The following is an 18098-nucleotide window of genomic DNA, read 5'->3' on the forward strand; positions in this document are numbered from 1 at the left end:
TCGGTGCTGGCGCGCGGGGTGTTCGGACCGCGGCTGCCGCCCGCCCGGCTGGTACGCCGGCGCGGCCCGCCGATCGCGGCGCCCCCGGCCGCCGCCGCTTGCAGGCTGACACCCACCGCTTGAGACGCGCTCGAAGAACGGCAGGAGACCTCCAGCGGCGGCGGCGAGATCCCGCACCGGGTCAGCGGCGCGGGGCGGCCTCGACGGCGTGCGCGGACTCGGCGGCGTGCGCGGTTTCGGCGGCGTGCGCGTGCGCGATGATCGCGTCGGCCAGGGCCGGCTGGATCGCGCTGGTCAACGCGTGCCCCATGCCCGGTATCTCCACCAGGCGGGCGGTGGGGATGAGGTCGACCAGGTGCTGCCCGTGCGGTGGTGGGGCCGCCGGGTCCAGCGGAGCCTGGATCACCAGCGTCGGTACCGTGAGGTTCCGCAGCTCGGCGCCCCGGCTGAGCGGCGGCAGCGTCACCCGGTAGTGGGCGGTCGGTTCCTGCCAGGTGCCCGCGTGGGCGATCGCCCGCCGCTCCCAGCGCCGGAACTCGTCGGGGTCGAACGAGTCGTCGTCGCCCGAGAGCAGCCGCCACTTGGCCACCCGCTGTTCGACGACCGCCTCCTCGCCCTCGGCCGGCTGGGAGACCAACGCCAGCATGTCGAGGAACCGCTGGGTGGGCGCGGGCAGGCCGTCCGGGGTGGGCGTACCGGCCATGGCGCACTCGATCGCGACGCCGAAGTCGTTGTCCAGCGCGCCGCCGAGCATGACCGTGAGGCTGCGCAGCCGCTTCGGCTGGTCCAGCGCCACCACCTGGGCGATCGTCGTACCCATCGACATGCCGACCACGTGCGCCGCGTCCACACCCCACCCGTCCAGCACCGCGACCGCGTCCGCGGCCAGGTCGGCGCAGCCGTACGGGTGCTCGTCGAAGTCCCGGTGGGTGGAGCGGCCGGTGTCCCGGTGGTCGTAGCGGATCACGTGCAACCCGCCCGCCACCAGCAGCTCGACGAACTCGTCCGGCCAGCCGTACGCGGAGAGGTTCCCGCCCATGATCAGCAATACCGTCGGGTGCCCGGGATCACCGAAGTCCTGCGTCCAGAGTCGCAGCTCGCCGACCCGAACCATGCGTTCGCTCATCGAGGTCACTCCTCTCGGTCGGGATTCGGGGCGAGGACGAGCAGGGAGAGGTCGAACGGCATGGACGGTGACGGCACCCGGAGCACCGACTCGACGCCCAACCCGGCCGAAGCGGCGAAGGTTCCCCACTCGTCGCGGGTCCGCAGCCGGCCGCCGAGGAAGACCAGCATGCGCAGGTCGAGCAGGGTGAACTGGTCGTTGGAGGCGTCCTCGGCCACGTCGTCGCGCTCGAACACCAGGATCCGGCCGCCCGGCGCCAGCGCCTCGGTGCACCGCCGCAGGATCCGCCGGGCGTCGTCGTCCGACCAGTTCAGCAGCACGAACGAGAGCGTGATGACGTCCGCGGGGCCGGGCAGTGGCGCGAAGAAGTCGCCGGTGACCGCGGTGAGCCGGTCCGCGAGCCCGTTGTTCTCGAAGTGCTTCCGGGCGGTCTCCGCCGGTCCGGCGAGCTCGACCAGCGTTCCCCGCACGTGCGGCGCCGCCTTCGCGATCGCCATCAGGAAGCCGCCGACCCCGCCCCCGACGTCCATCACCCGCTGGACGCCGCTCCAGTCGTAGGCCTCGGCCGGCGCGTCGTAGACGACGTCCTGGTCGCAGGCCATCAGCGCGTCGAACGACGCGGCGAGCGCGGGATCGGCCGACAGGTCCTCGTAAAACGGCCGGCCATGCACCGCCTCGTACGTCGGGCGCCCGGTGCGCACGGCGTCGAGCAGACGGAAGAAGGAGAGGTCGGCCCGGGACACGGCGTTCGTCAGGTCGAACCAGGCGCGCTGCTGGGCGGGGTGGTCGTCGGCGAGCAGCCGCCCGAGGGAGGTCGGCGCCAGTTCCCCCGTCGCGGACCGGGTCAGGATCCCGATGGCCACCAGGTGCCGGATGATGCGCAGCAACGCGTTCGGGTTCGTGCCGGTCGCCTTGGCCAGGGTCTGCTCCGTCGTGGAACCGGCCTGGATGTGGTCGACCAACCGCAGGGTGGCCGCGACCCGGACCACCATCGGAGTGTGTAGCGCGCCGAGTTTCAGCAGGGTGTCCAAATCGCGCATCGACGCTGATTCGTTTTCGTTCGTCGCCATGAGTCGCGGCTCCCGGATTCTATCGTGCGATGACTGACAGGAATTTGGTTGCCGATTACCGTCTACGGCCGCCAGCCGTCGCCTTCCGGCCACGGCTCGCCGAGCTGGCGGTACGTGCCCAGATAGTCCGGCCAGTCCCGGTGGTCGCGAATTTTTCCGTCCACCAGCCGGATCAGGTGGATCTGCTCGCCGGAGAAGCGGCGGCCGGTCGCCGCCATGCTCACGAGGTTGCCGACGTGGCGGCCGTAGAGCACCAGCCGCGCGCGGACCCAGTTACCGCGCTCCTCGTACCCGATCTCGTCGAGGAACACGTCCTCCGAGAAGGTCATCTTGAGCCACTTCACTGCCAGCGCGAACGCGTCCGGACCGAGCAGGTCCTTGTAGTGCTCCATCGCCCCCGGGTTGAGGTACTCGGGGTGGATGAACTCGTGGACGTCGTCCACCTTCCCGGTGTTGTAGGCGTTCACCATACGGCGAACGGTTTCGATCTGCTGGCTCACGTATATTCCTTTCCGAAAGTGGGGAGACAATGTGCGCGCGGCGGCTCCCGATGTGGACGATCAGCCCGCGGCAGGGACCTCAGTATTACCCGCGGCCACCGCCGGGAACAACCAAAAGACGTACCCACAAAATCCCTCTCCGGCATTTCGAGACCGATTCTGTGTCCCGTTTGCATCCGTTCTCGACCGGAACCCGAGGACGAAATTCCAGGCTTGGTCCGATGGGGAAGGCGCGCTGTCGGCGGGCCGACTTCCGGCGGCCCACGCCGGTCGGATCCGGACGGGTCGGCGCCGGTGAGGAGACGGGAGATCCGATGGACAAGACGACGTACAAGAGCACCGTCGCGCAGGTGTTCGACCGCGCCGCCGAGGCGTACGACCGGATGGGGGTGCGGTTCTTCACCCCGATGGGGCGCCGGCTGGTGGAACACGCCGCCCCCCGAACCGGCGACCGGGTCCTCGACGTCGGCTGCGGCCGGGGAGCGGCGCTCTTCCCGTCGGCCGAACGAGTCGGACCGACCGGTCACGTGCTCGGCATCGACATCGCGCCCGCGATGGTGGCGGAGGCCCGGCGCGAGGCCGAGCGGGTGGGCGCCGAGAACGTCGACGTCCGCGTGATGGACGGGGAGAACCCCGACCTGCCCGCCCGCTCGTTCCAGGTGGTGACCGGCAGCTACAGCCTCATCTTCCTGCCCAACGCCCCGGCGGCCCTGGCCCGGTACGCCGGCCTTCTCGTCCCGGGTGGCCGGATCGCGTTCACCAGTCCGGTCTTCACCGACGACACCTTTCCGTTCCTGCCGCCCATGTTCACCGACCTCATCCCCCGCGCGCTGCTGCGCAACCTTCCGCCCGAGTGGCAGCCGGAGCAGTTGCGGCGACGCTTCAACGCCTGGCTCAGCGACCCGGACGACCTGCGGCGGACCATGCGGACCGCCGGCTTCGCCGACGTCATGGTGGTGGACGAGCCGATCGACCTGGTCGCGCACTCGGGGCGGGCGTGGGTCGACTGGTCGCACACCCAGGGGATGCGTCTGTTGTGGCAGCACCTACCGGAGGCCGAGGCCGCCCAGCTGCGCGACCGGCTGATCACCGCCCTGGACGCGCTCCGCGAGGGCACGGGCCCGCTGACGATGGAGGTGCCGGTCCGGTTCGTCACCGCCGCCGTACCCCGGTAGCCACCCGGGAACGCGCCGGCTGGCCGCCCGGACGCGGTCAGCCGGACGCGGTCGGCGGTTCCGTCAACGGGCCGCGTGGCCGCCGACGGGATGCCCCTCGGCCCGCAGGATCTCGAAGACCTGGCGCACCGACCGGCGGTCCGCCTCGGGCGGGGCCGGACGCGCCGGCAGCAGCGCCGCGACCACGCTGCGCCCGGCCCGCACGGCGGGATGCCGGCGGGCCAACTGCGTCAGCGCCTGGCCCGGTCCCGCCTCCACCAGCACGAAGTCCCCGCTCGCCAGCAGCGCCTCCAGCGCCGGCCAGAAGAGCACCGGCGCCACCGGTTGCCGGGCCCAGAACCCCGGGTCGGCCACCTCCGCGGGGCGCAGCGGCGCCGCCGTGTACGCCGAGTAGAGCGGGATCGCGGGCGGGGTGGTCCGCAGCGCGGCGACGGCTTCCTCGGCGCCACGGTTCGCCGCCGCCATCGCCGGACTGTGGAACGGGGTCAGCGACGGCACCCGTCGGCAGACGTACCCCCGGTCGCGCAGGCGTGCCGACACGGCGTCCAGGGGTCCGTCCGGTCCGGCCAGGACGGTCAGCCGCGGCGCGTTCACCGCGCCGACGACCACGTCGTCGGCGAGCAGCGCGGCCAGTTCGTCCGGGGCGGCCGTCACCGCCAGCATCCCGCCCGGCGGTGCCTGGACCGCCCGGCGTACCCGGTCGAGGACCAGTCCGGCCGCGTCGGCCAGTCCGAAGACGCCGGCGACGGTGGCCGCCACCAGCTCGCCCATGCTGTGACCGAGCAGGGCGGCGGGACGTACGCCCCAGCTCAGCAGCAGCCGGGCCAGCGCGTAGTCGACGGCGAAGAGCAGCGGTTGGGCCCGGGTGACATGGTCGAGCGGGACACCGGGTCGGTCGGCGAGCCAGTCGGCCCGCAGCCGTACGCCCTCGTCCCGGAATGCCTCGAACACCTCGTCGATCGCCGCGCTGAACGCCGGCTCAGCCGGGTAGAGGCCGGCACCCATGCGCTGGTACTGGGCGCCCTGGCCGGGAAGCAGCAGCGCGACCGGGCGGGGCCCGGCGACAGCCGGCTCCACCGGTACCGCGGCCGAGGTGGTGACGGACATCTAGTCTCCTCCCGAGTTGGACGACTTCCGGTCCCGGGCGCCGGCACCCGCCGACCACCGCGGCGTGCGGATCATCTCCACCACCGCGCCGGACCAGCTGAATCCGGCGCCGACGCTGACCAGCAGACAGGTCTGCCCGGCCCGCAGGGCGCCGCTGCCGACCAGGTGGTCCAGGCCGGCGATCGGATCGCCCGCCCCGAGGTGCCCCACCCGGCGGCTCCACGACCACGTGGTACGCGCCAGATCGATCTCGAACTGGCGGAGATACCCGGACCGGAGCCGGCGCAGGCCGAGATGGGGCAGGGCGATCCGGTCGATGTCGGTCAACTTCAGCCCGGCCTCGGCCACGGCCCGGGTGATCGCCGCTTCCTGTCCGGCACTGACCCGGGCCACCGCGTACGGCACCCCGGTGCGGGCGAGGAACGCCCGCTTGCAGGCGTCGAGGTCGACGACCGCGCGGTGCCGGAACGGTGCCGGGCTGAACGGGTCGTCGCCCCGGTGCATCCCCTCCAGTTCGGGATCGGAGACGGTGACCAGGCTGCGCAGTCGGGCGAAGCCGGAGCGGGTCGAGAGCACCAGCGCCGTACCGCCGTCGGCGTAGACGGTGCCCGGGTCGCTGCGCCACCGGGCGAACCCGGGTGGCCCGACCTTGTCCCCGGTCGTGACGAGCGCGGCGGTACGGGACCGGTCCGCCAGCAGGTACGCCCGCGCGAGCTCGGCGGCCGCCATGCCACCGTTCGATGCCTGGCGCACCTCCAGCGCCAGACAGTTGTTGCCGACGGCGACCCGCTGCACGTACGAGGCCGGCGCCCACACCTCGTGCCCCTGGTAGAAGAAGCTGGCGTGCAGCACCAGGTCGATGTCGGCCGGGTCGCAGCCGGCTCGGCGCAGCGCGATGCGGCCCGCCCGCGCGGCCATTTCCGGCGCCGACTCCGCACCGGCGACCGCCACCGACAGCATCCCGGTGCTGGTCGCCAGCGCCTCGTCGCACTCGCCGGCATCGACCGCCGCCCGGGCGGTGACGGCCGGCGGAAGCCAGCTCGCGCAGCCCGCCACGTAGATGTTCTCGCCCGTCACCCGGTCGTGCCGCCCGTCCGCGCCGCCACCCCGGCCTGCGGGCCGCTCCGCGCCGAGAGCCGCTCGTTGATCAGGGCGAGCAGCTGGGCCGGCGTTTCCACCCGGGCGAACTCCTCCTCGGGCAGCGAGATGTCGAGCCGGCGCGCGACCTGACTGGCCGTCTCCATCAGCGCCAGCGAGTCGTAGCCGAGCTGGTTGAACTCGGTGTTGGCGAGGTCGCCGCCGAACTGCGCCGCCTCGTCCTCCCCGGCGCACTCCCGCATGATCTGCATCAGCTCGTCCAGGCCGAACACGGTCATCTTCTCCTCCTCGTACCCGTCGCTCTCTCGTCGCTTCCGTCCCGCCCCCCGGGTCGCGTCAGCCCGGGCCGGCGCGCACCACCATGGCGCTGTTGAAACCGCCCCGGCCGCGGGCCAGGACGAGGGCCGCCCCGCCACGGAGCGGCCGGGGTCCGCCGATGACCAGGTCGACGTCGTGGTCCACGCTCGCCGGCGCCACGTGCACGGTCGGCGGAATGACCCCGTCGCGCAGCGCCAGCAGCGCGTTGACCAGGTCCAGCGGCCCGGCCCCGGAGTAGAGCCGGCCGGTCATCGTCTTCGGGGCGGTGACCGGGACACCCCGGGCACCGAAGACCTCCGCCAGGGCCGCCGCCTCCGCGGCGTCCAGCTCCGGCAGCGCCGCGGCGTCGGCGAAGACCACGGCGATCTCCGCGGGATCGAGGTCGGCGTCGGCGAGCGCGCCCGCGATCGCGCGTACCAGGTTGGCACCGCGCCCGCTGCCCGGTGCGGGGTCGAAGGTCGCCCCGTAGCCGGCGATCGTGCCGTACCCGCGGACCCCTCTCGCCCGGGCCTGCCCGGCCTCCTCCACCACGAGGATCGCCCCGCCCTCGCCCGGTACGTGACCACTGGCGTCCCGGTCGAACGGCAGGTACGCGCGGCGCGGGTCGGTCCGCCCGGTGAGGCGTCCGGAGGTGATCTGCGCGGTGAGGCCGTACGGGCAGAGCGCGGAGTCGACGGCGCCGGTGACCATGAGCCGCGCGCCCCGGCGGATCTTGCGCCGGGCGTGCGCCACCGCGTCGAGGCCGCCGGCCTGCTCCGTCACGAAGACGCCGATGGGCCCGCGCAGGTCGTGCCGGATCGACAGCTGGCCCGTGTTGACCGCGTAGAACCAGGCGAACGACATGTACGCGCTGACGTGGTTGGGGCCCTTGCCCCAGAGGTTCTGCAGTTCCCGCTGGCCGAAGTCGAAGCCACCGGCCGAACCGGCGGTGATCACGCCGAGCTCCAGCGCGGGCAGCGCGGCCAGGTCGAGGTCGGCGTCCCGCACCGCCCAGTCCCCCGCGGCGAGCGCGAACTGCGTCATCCGGTCGGTCTGCGGCAGGAGTCGGCCGGGCAGGTGCTGGTTCGGGGCGAAGCCGACGACCTCACCGGCGAGCCGGACCGGATACCCGTCCGGGTCGAACCGGGTGATCCGCCGGATGCCGCTCTCGCCGCGCAGGGTCGCCGCCCAGTACTCGTCGATCCCCAGGCCGTTCGGCGCCACCACGCCGATGCCGGTCACCACTGCCGCCGTCACGCCCGCACCTCCGGCCGGGCGAGCACCATGGCGCTCTGGAAGCCGCCGAAGCCGCTGCCGACCGTCAACGCGACGTCGACCGGTTGCTCGCGGGCGGTCAACGGCACGTAGTCGAGATCCAACTGGGGGTCCGGCTCGTGCAGGTTCGCCGTGGGCGGGATGACCCCGTGCTCCATGGCGAGCACGCTCGCGGCCACCTCCAGCGCGCCGATGGCGCCGAGTGAATGCCCGATCATCGACTTGATCGAGCTGATCGGGACCCGGTACGCGTGCGGGCCGAGGCTCGCCTTGAACGCTCCGGTCTCGTGCACGTCGTTCTGGCGGGTAGCGGTACCGTGCGCGTTGACGTAGTCCACCGCGGTCGGGTCGAGCCGGGCGTCGTCGAGCGCGGCGGTGATCGCCGCGGCCATCTCCCGGCCGTCCGCGCGCAGGCCCGTCATGTGGTGGGCGTTGCCCCGCGAGGCGAAACCCACGACCTCGGCGTAGACGTGCGCGCCGCGCCGCCGCGCGGCGGCGAGCTCCTCCAGGACGATCACCGCGGCGCCTTCGCCGAGCACGAAGCCGTTCCGGGTACGGTCGAACGGGCGCAGGGCGTGTTCCGGATCGTCGTTGTGTGCCGAGGTCGCCTTGATGGCGTCGAAGCAGGCCACGGTGATCGGGGAGATCGGCGCGTCCGTGCCGCCGGTGATCATGACATCGGCCGTGCCCTCCTGGATCAGCTCGTACGCGTAGCCGACCGCGTCGATGCCCGAGGTGCAGCCGGCGGACACCACGGTCGCCGGACCCTCCGCACCGGCCAGCCAGGCGAGCTCGGCCGCCATCGAACTCGGCACCAGGTAGTCGTAGAGGTACGGCGTGGCGCGGTCGGGATCGACCAGCCACCGTTGGCCGGCGTCGCTGATGGCGACGTACTCCCGCTCCAGCCGCTCGGTACAGCCGACCGCGCTGCCCAGGCTCACCCCCACCCGGTGCGCGTTGTCGGCGTCCACCGCGAGACCGCTGTCCAGCATCGCCTCCCGGGCGGCCACCAGGGCGAACTGGGCGGCCCGGTCGAGCCGGGTGACGTCCTGGGCCGACAGGCCGGCGGCGACCGGGTCGAAGTCGCACTCGGCGGCGATCCGGCTGCGGAACGGCGCGGGATCGAAAAAGCTGATGCGCCGGGTCGCGGTACGGCCCGCGGTCAGCAGTTCCCAGAAGGGCTTGACACCGACACCACCGGGGGCGACCGCCCCGATCCCGGTGACAACTACACGTCGATTCATGACCAACCTCGTCCCGAACAGACGGCCGGCGGCGGGCGGGTTCACTGCCCGGACGCGGCCGTGAAGGTGTGCCGCGGCTGATAGAGGTTCGGCTCGCTGGTGCTGATCTCGCGCAGCGCGGCGGCGTGGGGCTGGAACTCCGGGTGGCTCACGGCGCTGCGGAACGCGGCCAGGTCCCGCCACTGGGCGATGTTCAGGTACGTGCCGGGCCCGTCGATGTGACGCAGCAGGGTGTTCTGGAGAAAGCCGGGCCGCCCGGCCATGAACTCCGAGGTCTCGATGAAGACCCGCTCGAACTCCTCCGCCGAGCTACGGACCGTGAACCGGTTCACGAACGTGACCGGACCGTTCGTCGGGGTACTCGACGCGTCACTGGGCATCTGCCGCTTCCCTTCGCCGTCTCAGCCACTTGACACCGGCCTGCTGGCCTGCTCACCACGCTGCAAGGTGCTCGTCGCAGGAAGCTCGAAGATGGCTGGACCGCGCCGGGCACGACACCCGCCGGCGGCGCCGACCCCGAGGGTGAGCGGCAGCCCGGATCGGCTGCGGAGCGGACTTCGAGTACGACGTGTCAGGGTCGGCGCAGCGTGACCGTCAGCGCCGGACCGGCGGGCCGGCCCGCCGGTCCGATCCGCTCGTCCGACCGGCCCGCACGCCCAGGCGCACCAACCGGGAGGAGATCCATGTCGGACACGGAACAGGTCGCCCTCGTCACCGGGGGGACCAGCGGGATAGGGCTGGCCGTCGCGACGCTCCTCGCCGAACAGGGCAGCCGGGTCTACCTCTGCGCGCGCAACGACGAGGCCGTCGCCAGCACGGTCAAGCAACTGCGCACGCGTGGACTCGACGTGGACGGGAGCCCGTGCGACGTACGCAGCGGGGCTCAGGTCGCGGCCCTGGTCCGGGCCGCCGTCGAACGCTTCGGCCCCGTCGGCGTACTGGTCAACAATGCCGGGCGCAGCGGCGGCGGGGTGACCGCCCAGCTCAGCGACGAGCTGTGGCTCGACGTCATCGAGACCAACCTCAACAGCGTCTTCCGGGTGACCCGCGAGGTGTTGTCGACCGGGGGCATGCTGGCGCGCGGAAGCGGCCGGATCGTGAACATCGCCTCCACCGCCGGCAAGCAGGGCGTCGTGCTCGGCGCGCCGTACAGCGCCTCGAAGCACGGCGTCGTGGGCTTCACCAAGGCGCTCGGCCTGGAACTCGCCAAGACCGGGATCACCGTCAACGCGGTCTGCCCGGGCTACGTGGAGACGCCGATGGCCCAGCGGGTGCGGCAGGGCTACGCCGACCACTGGGGCGTCAGCGAGGAGGCGGTCCTCGAACGGTTCGAAGCCAAGATCCCGCTCGGCCGGTACGCCACCCCCGACGAGGTGGCCGGGCTGGTTGCCTACCTCACCTCCGAGCGGGCCGCGTCCATCACCGCGCAGGCCCTCAACGTCTGCGGCGGCCTCGGCAACTTCTGACCCCTCCCCGCCACCCCAGCGGGTGGCACGACGATCGAGGACATGACATGACGCCTTCGGAACCGCACGCCACCGTCCACCGCATCACCGTCGACGCCCCGGCCGAGCAGGTCTTCGCCCTGGTCGCCGACGTCACCGCCTGGCCGTACGTCTTCCCGCCCACCCTGCACGCCGAATACCTGCGGCGCAGCGACACCGAGGAGCGGCTGCGGATCTGGGCCACCGCCAACGGGGAGGTGAAGACCTGGACCTCGCGGCGGCTGCTGCATCGGGACCGGCGCCGGATCCGGTTCCAGCAGGAGGTACCGGCGCCGCCCCTGGCCAGCATGTCCGGCGAGTGGATCGTCGAGGCGGCGGGGCCGGACCGGACCGAGGTGACCCTCACGCACGAGTTCCGCGCGCTCACGGCGGAGCCGGAGACGCTGGCGTGGATCACGCGGGCCGTGGACACCAACAGCGACGCGGAGCTCGCCGCCCTCAGGAACGCGGCGGAGCGCACCGAGGACGACCGCGAGCTGCTGCTCACCTTCGCCGACACGGTACACGTCGACGCGCCCCCGGAACCCGTGTACGCGTTCATCCACGACGCGGACGGCTGGCCCGAGCGGCTGCCGCACGTGGCCCGGGTCCGGCTGGACGAGGATCCGCCCGGCACCCAACTGCTCGAGATGGACACCCGCGCCCCGGACGGGGACGTGCACACCACCCGATCGGTGCGCATCTGCTTCGCCCCCGAGCGCATCGTCTACAAGCAGCTCGAACGGCCCCGGCTGCTGGCCGTGCACACCGGCCGGTGGTCGTTCCGGGCGGTCTCCGGCGGCACCGAAGTCACCTCCGCACACACCGTGGTGCTCGACCGCGACGCGATCCCCGAGGTCCTCCCGCCGGACACCACCGTCGCCCGGGCCCGGCAGTTGGTCCGGAACGCGCTGGGGCGCAACAGCAGGACCACGCTCGAACACGCGAAGGCGTACGTCGAGCGGCGTGTCCCGGCCGACCGGCGCTGAGCGCGCGGCCCGGACGCCGGCGCGTCCGGGCCGCGCGGGTGGACCGGCGGTCCCGGCGACCGTCCCGCCCCGCCGCGCCGCTCAGGTGATGGAGAGCGCGCCGTCGATCGGCACGACCATGCCGTTGGCGTAGCGCGCCTCCGGCCGGGTGAGCTGCACTATCCACCAGGCGATCTCCTCCGGCCGGCCCACCCGGCCCAGCGGGACGCGGTCCGCCATCTGCTTGAGGAAGCCCTGGTACGCGTCCTCCGGCATGCCCGCCCGCACCCCGACGCCGGTGTCCACCACGCCGGGGGCGACCCCGACGACCCGGATCCCCCTCGGGGCCAGTTCCACGGCCCACGAGCGGGTGAGGAAGTCCAGCGCCGCCTTGCTGGCGCCGTAGACGGCGTTGTTCGGCCAGGACCGCAGCCCCAGCGCGCCCGCGGTACCGACGTTCACGACCGTCCCGCCGCGGGCGGCCAGGGGTTCGAGCGCCCGCTGGGTGAGGAAGATCGGCGCGCAGAGGTTGGTGTCGAACTGGGTCCGGGCCAGGTCCCGGTCGAGCTGGCCGAGCGCGCCGAAGGCGGCGGTGGCCGCGTTGTTGACCAGTACGTCGATCCCGCCGAGCGCGCGCAGCGCGGCCTCGACGACGAGGTCGGGTCCGTCCGCGGCGGTGATGTCGGCGACGACGGTGGAGATGCCGTCGTGGCCCTCGGCGGTCTCTCGGAGCGTGGCCTCCGTGCGCCCCACGATGAGTACCCGGGCGCCCCGCTCGGCGAACGCGTGCGCGGTGGCGCGGCCGATCCCGGTGCCCCCGCCGGTGATGATGACGGCGGGCGCGGCCTCGGCTGGTGGTGTCGTCATGGCTCAGCAACCTTTCTGGGCAGCGGTACGGCGGCGGCGCCGCGGCGATCCGGCGGCGGATGCGGTCAGGGACGGTCGTCGCGGGTGACCCGCCGCTCCTGGACGAGCAGTTGGCCGTCCTGCCAGACCAGTACGTCGTGGCAGGCGCACATGAGCAGGAGCCGCGAACCCTCGGCCGGCGTCGTCGCGACGACCTGCGTGTAGCTCCGCACCCGCAGGGACCCGTCCGACTGCGGCCGGACATCGATCATCATCACGCAGTGCCGGCGGACCTCGCCGGTACGGGCCAGCCGCGCGGCGCTCTCGCGCAGACCGGCGGCGAGGGCGGCCCGGCCACGGACCGGCTCCGGCAGCGACGGCGGGGCGAACATCCCGTCCTCGGTGAACGTCCGGGCCCACTCGTCCGCGGCGCCCGCGTCGAGCAGGTGCATGTGCCGGGCGTAGAACTGCTGCACCTGCGCGTAGGTCTCCGCGCCGGCCAACGGCTCGGCTTCCCCGGTCACCGGAACTGGCATCGACATCACTCCTCCTGGTCGGTCCGGCCGTACGGCCTCCGGCGGTTGATCCCGACGGTGGCACGCCGCCTTAGAAGCCGGCTCGAAGGCGGTTACGGCGTGCGGTTCAAGGTGACCTCTACGGCTTCTCAAGCTGGTAGGCGCACGATGGGAGGCACGCGCGCCGGCATCGCCCGCGTCGCTTCCGCACCGATTTCGAGGAGGCCAGATGTTCGGGCGGGAACTCGCCGACGTCTACGAGGTCATCTACCGCAGCCGCGGCAAGGACTGGGCGGCGGAGGCGGAGCACGTGGCGCGGATGGTCCGCACGCGATTCGGCGAGGCCGACTCGCTGCTCGACGTCGGCTGCGGCACCGGCCTGCATCTGGCGCGGCTCAGTCGGCTGTTCGCCCGCGCCGAGGGGCTGGAACTCTCCGCCGCCATGCGGGACCGGGCGGTACAGCGGCTCCCGGGGGTGCCCGTCCACGCCGGCGACATGCGCGATTTCCAGCTCGACCGGACGTTCGACGCGGTCTGCTGCATGTTCACCGCCATCGCCTACGTGGGGGGCCTGGCCGACATGCGCAACGCCGTAGGTGCCATGGCCCGGCACCTGGTCCCGGGGGGCGTCATCGTGATCGACCCGTGGTGGTTCCCGGACCGGTTCATCGAGGGTTACGTCGCCGGCGACCTGGTTCGCGACAACGGCCGGACCATCGCCCGGATCTCCCACTCGACCTGTCAGAACGGCGTCACCCGCCTGGAGGCCCGGTTCACCGTCGCGGACAGGACCGGGATCCGGGAGTTCACCGAGGTCGACCTGCTGACGCTCTTCACGCTCGAGGAGTACCTGGGCGCGCTCGACGACGCCGGCTGCACCGCGCGGTACCTGCCGGACGGCTCGCCGGAGCTGGGACCGTTCGCCACCACCGGCCGCGGGCTCTTCGTCGGGCAGCGCCGCTGACCTCGGCCCGGACCTCCCGGCGGCCCGGCGACGGGCTCCACCGCCCGGGTGGCCCCCCGCCGTGCCGCGCCGGCCTCACCCCTGGTCCGTCGCCTCGGACCCGCCGGATCCGTACCTCGTCCGCGCCACCTTGCGTACCTCCTCGACGAGCCGGGCCTGGGCCAGCGACTCCTCGTCGGCGGTCCGCCGGTCCGCGCCGCTGAGCACGGCGTCGGCGAAGGCGCCCACGGCGTTGCCCACCTGGTCGTCCGCGGGCAACGTGATCTCGGTCAGCCGGTCCTGCTGCTCCAGCCGGACGACCGGCCGGTACTGGGCCGGCGGGGTGAACGCCCGGGCAAGACTGATTCGGCCCCGGGTGCCCCAGATCGCGTAGCTGGACCGGTACGAGTGCTGGAATCCGAAGGCCAGCTGTACCGCGACGCCGTCCGGCCGGCAGAGCAGCGCGCTGCCGGCGACGTCGACGCCGCGCATCGGGTCGACCCGCAGGGTCGCGCCCAGCACCTCCAGATGCGGCGAGAGGTAGAGCTGCGCGGCCCGCACCGGGTAGACGCCGAGGTCCAGCAGGGCACCGCCGCCCAGTTCCGGCCGGTACCGGTACGAGCCCGGGTCCAGCGGTGGAACGCCGAACGAGCTGGCGAAGACCTGCACCTCCCCGATCGCGCCGTCCTCGATCAGCGAGCGAACCGCGAGGTGCTGGGAATGGTGCAGGAACATGAAGTTCTCGGCGAGCACCAGCTTCCGCCGGCGGGCCAGCCGGGTGAGTTCCCGCGTCTCGTCGTAGCTGGTGCAGAGCGGCTTCTCGGCGAGCACGTGCTTGCCGGCGTTGAGGGCCTCGGTCGCCCAGTGATAGCGCAGACCGGGCGGCAGCGGGAGGTACACCGCGTCGATGTCGGTACGCTCCAGCAGTTCCCGATAGCCCACCACGGCGGCGCAGCCGAACCGGGCCGCGAACCGCTCGGCCTTCTCGGCGCTGCGGCTCGCCACCGCCACCAGTCGCAGCGAGTCGTGTTGGACAACCGCCGGCAGGATGCGCCGAACCGCGATGTCGGCGCATCCCACGACACCTAGTCTGACCACGCGTTTGGTGCCGGGTTCGGGCATCGATCACCTCACAGTGGCCGCACACGGGTTCGATCTACATCGTCCCCACCCTATGCAGCGGCCTTGGGACGCTACTTGAAGGATGCTCGAACGGAAATCGGGCCGCCGGCGGTCACTCGCGACGCCAGGTCGGTTCGGCCGAGTCCTCGGCGACCCGGCAGGTGGCGCCGATCGCGGGCGACGGGCGCTTCGCCCGACCCAACGCCTCCAGCAGCGAGTTCTCCACGTGGTATCCGAGCACCCAGAGCCGGTAGCGGGGCAGCTCGGCCTCGCTGGGGCAGAGCACGTGCGCGCGGACCCGGCCGGTCGGGACGTACCGCACCCCGCCGCGCTCCTGGAGGATCGCCGCGTGCAGGTCGTTGACGCTGATCAGCCGACCCCGGATCTCCTCGGTGGTGGCCGGGGTGTCCCGCGCCGGGTCGTCCGTGGCACCGACGGTGGTGACGGTCAGCGGCAACACCGGCGTGGTGAGCACCGAGGCGCCGGCCCAGAGCATCGCCGCCACCAGCACCAGCGGTCCCAGCGCCTTGACCGGCCCACGGATCACGGCCGGATGGAGCGGCCCGGTGATCACCACCGCCAGCAGCGGCGGAATCACCAGCAAGGCGATCACCAGCCACTCCCCCTGCCGGCCCGCGTCCCACAGGGTCGGGCCGACGAGGGCGCCGTAGACCGCGAGCAGCGCGGTGACGACCCCGTAGGCGACCCGCCGGTCGGGGTGCAGGCGGGACGGGGAGATCTGGTACATCGCGGCGAGCGCCGGTAGCAGCCACGGCAGGTAGAGGATCTCCCAGGTGAGGGCCGCGACCGCGATCACCACCCAGACGAACCAGGTCGGCGCCGCGCTCTTCCACCGTACGATCAACGTCCGCCGCAGCCGCGCGCCCCGCTCCGGCGTCAGCGCCGGCACGCTGGCGTCGAGGATCGCGCTGATGGTGAAGATGAAGACGAGCAGCGCCGAGACCATCCGGGTACCGGTGGTGATGAACGCGGCCACGAGGTTGACCGGATTGACGTTGGCCACGAGCAGCAGCGTCGTCTGCAGTTCGCCGCCGGCCTCGACGACCAGACGCATCACGGAGAGCACCGCCGGCACGCTGACCGCCACGGTCCAGAAGGACTGGCTCGCGTTGGCCCGCTGCTCCGACTCCTCGATCGCGCGCCGCGTCTGCTCGTCCGTCGCGGCGCGCGATCCCTGGAGCCGGAAGTCGGAATCCAGCTCGGTGGTCACCGGCGGTTCCTCACATCCTGGTCGAAGAGCTCGATCGGCCTGCCGTCCGGCGGTGGCTGCTGGATCGCGCCCAGGTACGGCCAGAGGTTCTCGCGGTACGCGATCTGCCAGTCGGTGGCCTCGCCCGCCTGCTCGGCCCGGTAGCTCTTGTGCAGGTAGTAGGTGACCAACTGCTCCAGCGCCTCGTCGTTCTTCGGGATACCGATGCCGAGCCGCTCGTTGCCGCCGAACGGCATCGGTACGATCGCCAACTCGCGGGGATGCTGGTGGACGAAGCCGGCGAGGATCGTCCGGTCCGAACTCATTGCCTGGTACCGGCCGTCGAGAATGCCCTGGACGCAGTCCTGGCGGTTGGTCAGCGTCTCCACCTCGACCTTCTCGCGCTCCAGCTGTTCCTTGGAGGTGGAGGCGCCGGTGACGCAGACCCGGTGGCCCCGCAGGTGCGGGATCTCCCTGATCTGCCCCTCCAGGCGTTTGTGGATCAGTACGGCCTGCGTGGTGACCAGGTACGGCCCGGCGAAGCGGACCTTCGTCAACCGGTCCGCGGTCATGGAGTAGCTGGCGATCACCAGGTCCACCTGCCCGGCCTGCAGGAAGGTGTCGCGTTCGGCGGTGGTCAGCTCCACCCACTTGATCTGGCTGGGCTCGAACCCGAGGAACTTGGCCACGCTCCGGGCGAGGTCGATGTCGAACCCGCTGCGCACGCCGTTCTCGACGTACCCCATCAACGGCGCGTCCTTGTAGACACCGATCCTTATCTCGTCCTTCGTGGCGAGCGAGGTTTCCTTTATCTTCTCTGCCACCGTCGGCTTGGGCTTCTCGGTGGCGCCGGTACAGCCGGCGACGACCAGCAGGACGAGCGCGACCAGGAGCGCCCCGGTGGTGAGCAGGAAGTCCGAGTCGCGCCGGGCGACGGGTCCGCCGGGGCGGGTTTTCGGGCCGGGCGGTGCGGCTGACTTGCGGTCCAGACGTGTCATCGTGATCCTCCGGCCGGAGGCTGCGGGGCGAGGGAGGCGGTGGCCGCCGAGCAGGCGGCACCAATACCGAATGTAGTTCGGCAAATACACAGCGGATAGCCGGCCGTTCAGGGGACGCTTCCGCCGGAACGTGCCGCGAGCGCCTCCCCGGGCCGGTCGATCCGGTCTCCCTCTCAATGGGGGCGCGCCGCCGCCGGGGAGCGAGGTCCAGCCGGGCGGGTCAACCCGCGTTGTTCGCGAAGTGCTCCGTGAGCAGTTCCAGGGCTCGGTCACCGGCCGGCGTCCGGTGTGGATCGGACCACGCGGCCACCAGGTCGACCGCCGGGGCGCTACGGAGCGGCCGGAAGACCAGGCCCGCGCGGGGGACCGCCCGCTGCGACGACGGGACCAGCGCCACGCCGGTACCGGCCGCGACCAGCGCCGTGATGGTCTGCATCTGCACCGCTTCCTGCACCACGGTCGGCGTCACGCCGCTGCGCTGGCAGTAGTCGATGATCATGTCGTACAGGCCGGGGCCCTTGTGCCGGGGAAAGAGGACGAACGGCTCCCCGCGCAGCTCGGCGCCGTCCAGCTCGTCGGCGCCCGGCCCGTCGGCGCCCGCGAGGCGGTGCCCGGCGGGAAGCGCCACCACCAGCGGCTCGCGGTGGACCAACCGGGTACGGAGCCCTCGGGCGGGTGGCCGGAGCAGACCCAGGTCCAGCTCGCCCCGCTCCAGCGCGGCGACCTGCTCGGCGCTGGTCATCTCGCGCAGCTCCAGGCGTAGTTCCGGGTACCGGATCCGGAATTCGGGCAGCAGCCGGGGCAGCAGTTCGTCGGTGACCGACCCGACGAAGCCGAGCGCGAGCCGGCCCAGCTCGCCGGCGGCGGTCCGGCGGGCCACGCTGGCCGCCCGGTCGGCCTGGGCGAGCGCGGCCCGCGCCTCGGGCAGGAACGCGGCCCCGGCGGGGCTCAGCTGCACCTGGCGCCGGTTACGGACCAGCAGGCGTGCGCCGAGTTCGCGCTCCAGCCGCTGGATCTGCTGGGAGAGCGCCGGCTGCGCGATGTGCAGTCGCCGCGCGGCCCGGCCGAAGTGCAGCTCCTCGGCCACGGCCACGAAGTACCGGAGATGGCGCAACTCCAC

General features: G+C 72.6%; 19 protein-coding genes. 4 read left to right on the plus strand and 15 right to left on the minus strand.

Features of this window, described 5'->3' with window-relative positions; all coding sequences use genetic code 11:
- Positions 1-181: 181 nt before the first annotated feature.
- The 3 genes from AB0J86_RS03435 to AB0J86_RS03445 form a co-directional block, all read right to left on the minus strand.
- Positions 182-1126 carry an alpha/beta fold hydrolase gene (locus AB0J86_RS03435; RefSeq protein ID WP_363851842.1) on the minus strand — a complete coding sequence of 315 codons (945 nt, stop codon included), beginning with the start codon at positions 1124-1126 and terminating at the stop codon, positions 182-184.
- A gap of 5 nt (positions 1127-1131) precedes the next feature.
- The gene (locus tag AB0J86_RS03440) at positions 1132-2166 is read right to left on the minus strand and encodes a methyltransferase (protein WP_363851845.1); all 1035 of its coding nucleotides are present in this window, start codon (positions 2164-2166) and stop codon (positions 1132-1134) included.
- A gap of 92 nt (positions 2167-2258) precedes the next feature.
- The gene (locus AB0J86_RS03445) at positions 2259-2696 is read right to left on the minus strand and encodes an ester cyclase (protein WP_363851848.1); all 438 of its coding nucleotides are present in this window, start codon (positions 2694-2696) and stop codon (positions 2259-2261) included.
- 314 nt (positions 2697-3010) lie between these two features.
- On the opposite strand from AB0J86_RS03445, the gene AB0J86_RS03450 reads away from it, so the two are divergent.
- Positions 3011-3871 carry a methyltransferase domain-containing protein gene (locus tag AB0J86_RS03450; protein ID WP_363851850.1) on the plus strand — a complete coding sequence of 287 codons (861 nt, stop codon included), beginning with the start codon at positions 3011-3013 and terminating at the stop codon, positions 3869-3871.
- A 63-nt stretch (positions 3872-3934) separates the two neighbouring features.
- Here AB0J86_RS03450 and AB0J86_RS03455 read toward each other — a convergent pair whose 3' ends face one another.
- The 6 genes from AB0J86_RS03455 to AB0J86_RS03480 are packed head-to-tail and all read right to left on the minus strand — an operon-like array spanning position 3935 to position 9272.
- Complete coding sequence (locus AB0J86_RS03455; RefSeq protein ID WP_363851852.1) at positions 3935-4978, minus strand: acyltransferase domain-containing protein; 1044 nt, start codon at positions 4976-4978, stop codon at positions 3935-3937.
- On the minus strand, positions 4979-6055 hold the full coding sequence (locus AB0J86_RS03460; RefSeq protein ID WP_363851855.1) for a ketoacyl-ACP synthase III family protein: 1077 nt from the start codon (positions 6053-6055) through the stop codon (positions 4979-4981). It abuts the gene before it with no gap.
- A complete protein-coding gene (locus tag AB0J86_RS03465) occupies positions 6052-6354 on the minus strand; it encodes an acyl carrier protein (protein WP_363851857.1) in 303 nt (100 codons plus the stop codon). The genes AB0J86_RS03460 and AB0J86_RS03465 overlap by 4 nt, the downstream gene beginning before the upstream one ends.
- A 58-nt stretch (positions 6355-6412) precedes the next feature.
- Positions 6413-7630 (minus strand): ketosynthase chain-length factor, encoded by a 1218-nt coding sequence (locus AB0J86_RS03470; RefSeq protein WP_363851860.1) that lies wholly within the window; start codon positions 7628-7630, stop codon positions 6413-6415.
- On the minus strand, positions 7627-8892 hold the full coding sequence (locus AB0J86_RS03475; protein WP_363851862.1) for a beta-ketoacyl-[acyl-carrier-protein] synthase family protein: 1266 nt from the start codon (positions 8890-8892) through the stop codon (positions 7627-7629). Before AB0J86_RS03475 ends, AB0J86_RS03470 begins: the two co-directional genes overlap by 4 nt.
- A 41-nt stretch (positions 8893-8933) precedes the next feature.
- The gene (locus tag AB0J86_RS03480) at positions 8934-9272 is read right to left on the minus strand and encodes an antibiotic biosynthesis monooxygenase family protein (protein WP_363851865.1); all 339 of its coding nucleotides are present in this window, start codon (positions 9270-9272) and stop codon (positions 8934-8936) included.
- 303 nt (positions 9273-9575) lie between these two features.
- On the opposite strand from AB0J86_RS03480, the gene fabG reads away from it, so the two are divergent.
- Positions 9576-10358, plus strand: coding sequence for a 3-oxoacyl-ACP reductase FabG (fabG, locus tag AB0J86_RS03485; protein WP_363851868.1), 783 nt, complete (start codon positions 9576-9578; stop codon positions 10356-10358).
- 47 nt (positions 10359-10405) lie between these two features.
- Complete coding sequence (locus AB0J86_RS03490) at positions 10406-11365, plus strand: aromatase/cyclase (RefSeq protein ID WP_363851871.1); 960 nt, start codon at positions 10406-10408, stop codon at positions 11363-11365.
- 81 nt (positions 11366-11446) lie between these two features.
- Here the strand turns inward: AB0J86_RS03490 and AB0J86_RS03495 are convergent, their stop codons facing one another.
- Complete coding sequence (locus AB0J86_RS03495) at positions 11447-12211, minus strand: SDR family oxidoreductase (protein ID WP_363851874.1); 765 nt, start codon at positions 12209-12211, stop codon at positions 11447-11449.
- 65 nt (positions 12212-12276) lie between these two features.
- Positions 12277-12726 carry a nuclear transport factor 2 family protein gene (locus AB0J86_RS03500; RefSeq protein WP_363851877.1) on the minus strand — a complete coding sequence of 150 codons (450 nt, stop codon included), beginning with the start codon at positions 12724-12726 and terminating at the stop codon, positions 12277-12279.
- A gap of 208 nt (positions 12727-12934) precedes the next feature.
- Here AB0J86_RS03500 and AB0J86_RS03505 point away from each other — a divergent pair, with 208 nt between their 5' ends.
- Positions 12935-13669, plus strand: coding sequence for a class I SAM-dependent methyltransferase (locus AB0J86_RS03505; RefSeq protein ID WP_363851880.1), 735 nt, complete (start codon positions 12935-12937; stop codon positions 13667-13669).
- Positions 13670-13744: 75 nt separating this feature from the next.
- Here the strand turns inward: AB0J86_RS03505 and AB0J86_RS03510 are convergent, their stop codons facing one another.
- The 4 genes from AB0J86_RS03510 to AB0J86_RS03525 form a co-directional block, all read right to left on the minus strand.
- Complete coding sequence (locus AB0J86_RS03510) at positions 13745-14770, minus strand: Gfo/Idh/MocA family oxidoreductase (protein WP_363851883.1); 1026 nt, start codon at positions 14768-14770, stop codon at positions 13745-13747.
- Positions 14771-14882: 112 nt separating this feature from the next.
- Positions 14883-16001, minus strand: a complete 1119-nt coding sequence (locus AB0J86_RS03515) for a hypothetical protein (protein WP_363851886.1) — start codon at positions 15999-16001, stop codon at positions 14883-14885.
- Positions 15998-16978: a transporter substrate-binding domain-containing protein gene (locus AB0J86_RS03520; protein WP_363851889.1), complete on the minus strand. Its 981-nt coding sequence runs from the start codon at positions 16976-16978 to the stop codon at positions 15998-16000. The genes AB0J86_RS03515 and AB0J86_RS03520 overlap by 4 nt, the downstream gene beginning before the upstream one ends.
- Positions 16979-17198: 220 nt before the next feature.
- Positions 17199-18098: a LysR family transcriptional regulator gene (locus AB0J86_RS03525; protein ID WP_363851891.1), complete on the minus strand. Its 900-nt coding sequence runs from the start codon at positions 18096-18098 to the stop codon at positions 17199-17201.

The sequence above is a fragment of the Micromonospora sp. NPDC049559 genome (genome assembly GCF_040676675.1).
GTDB lineage: Bacteria > Actinomycetota > Actinomycetes > Mycobacteriales > Micromonosporaceae > JBFAPK01.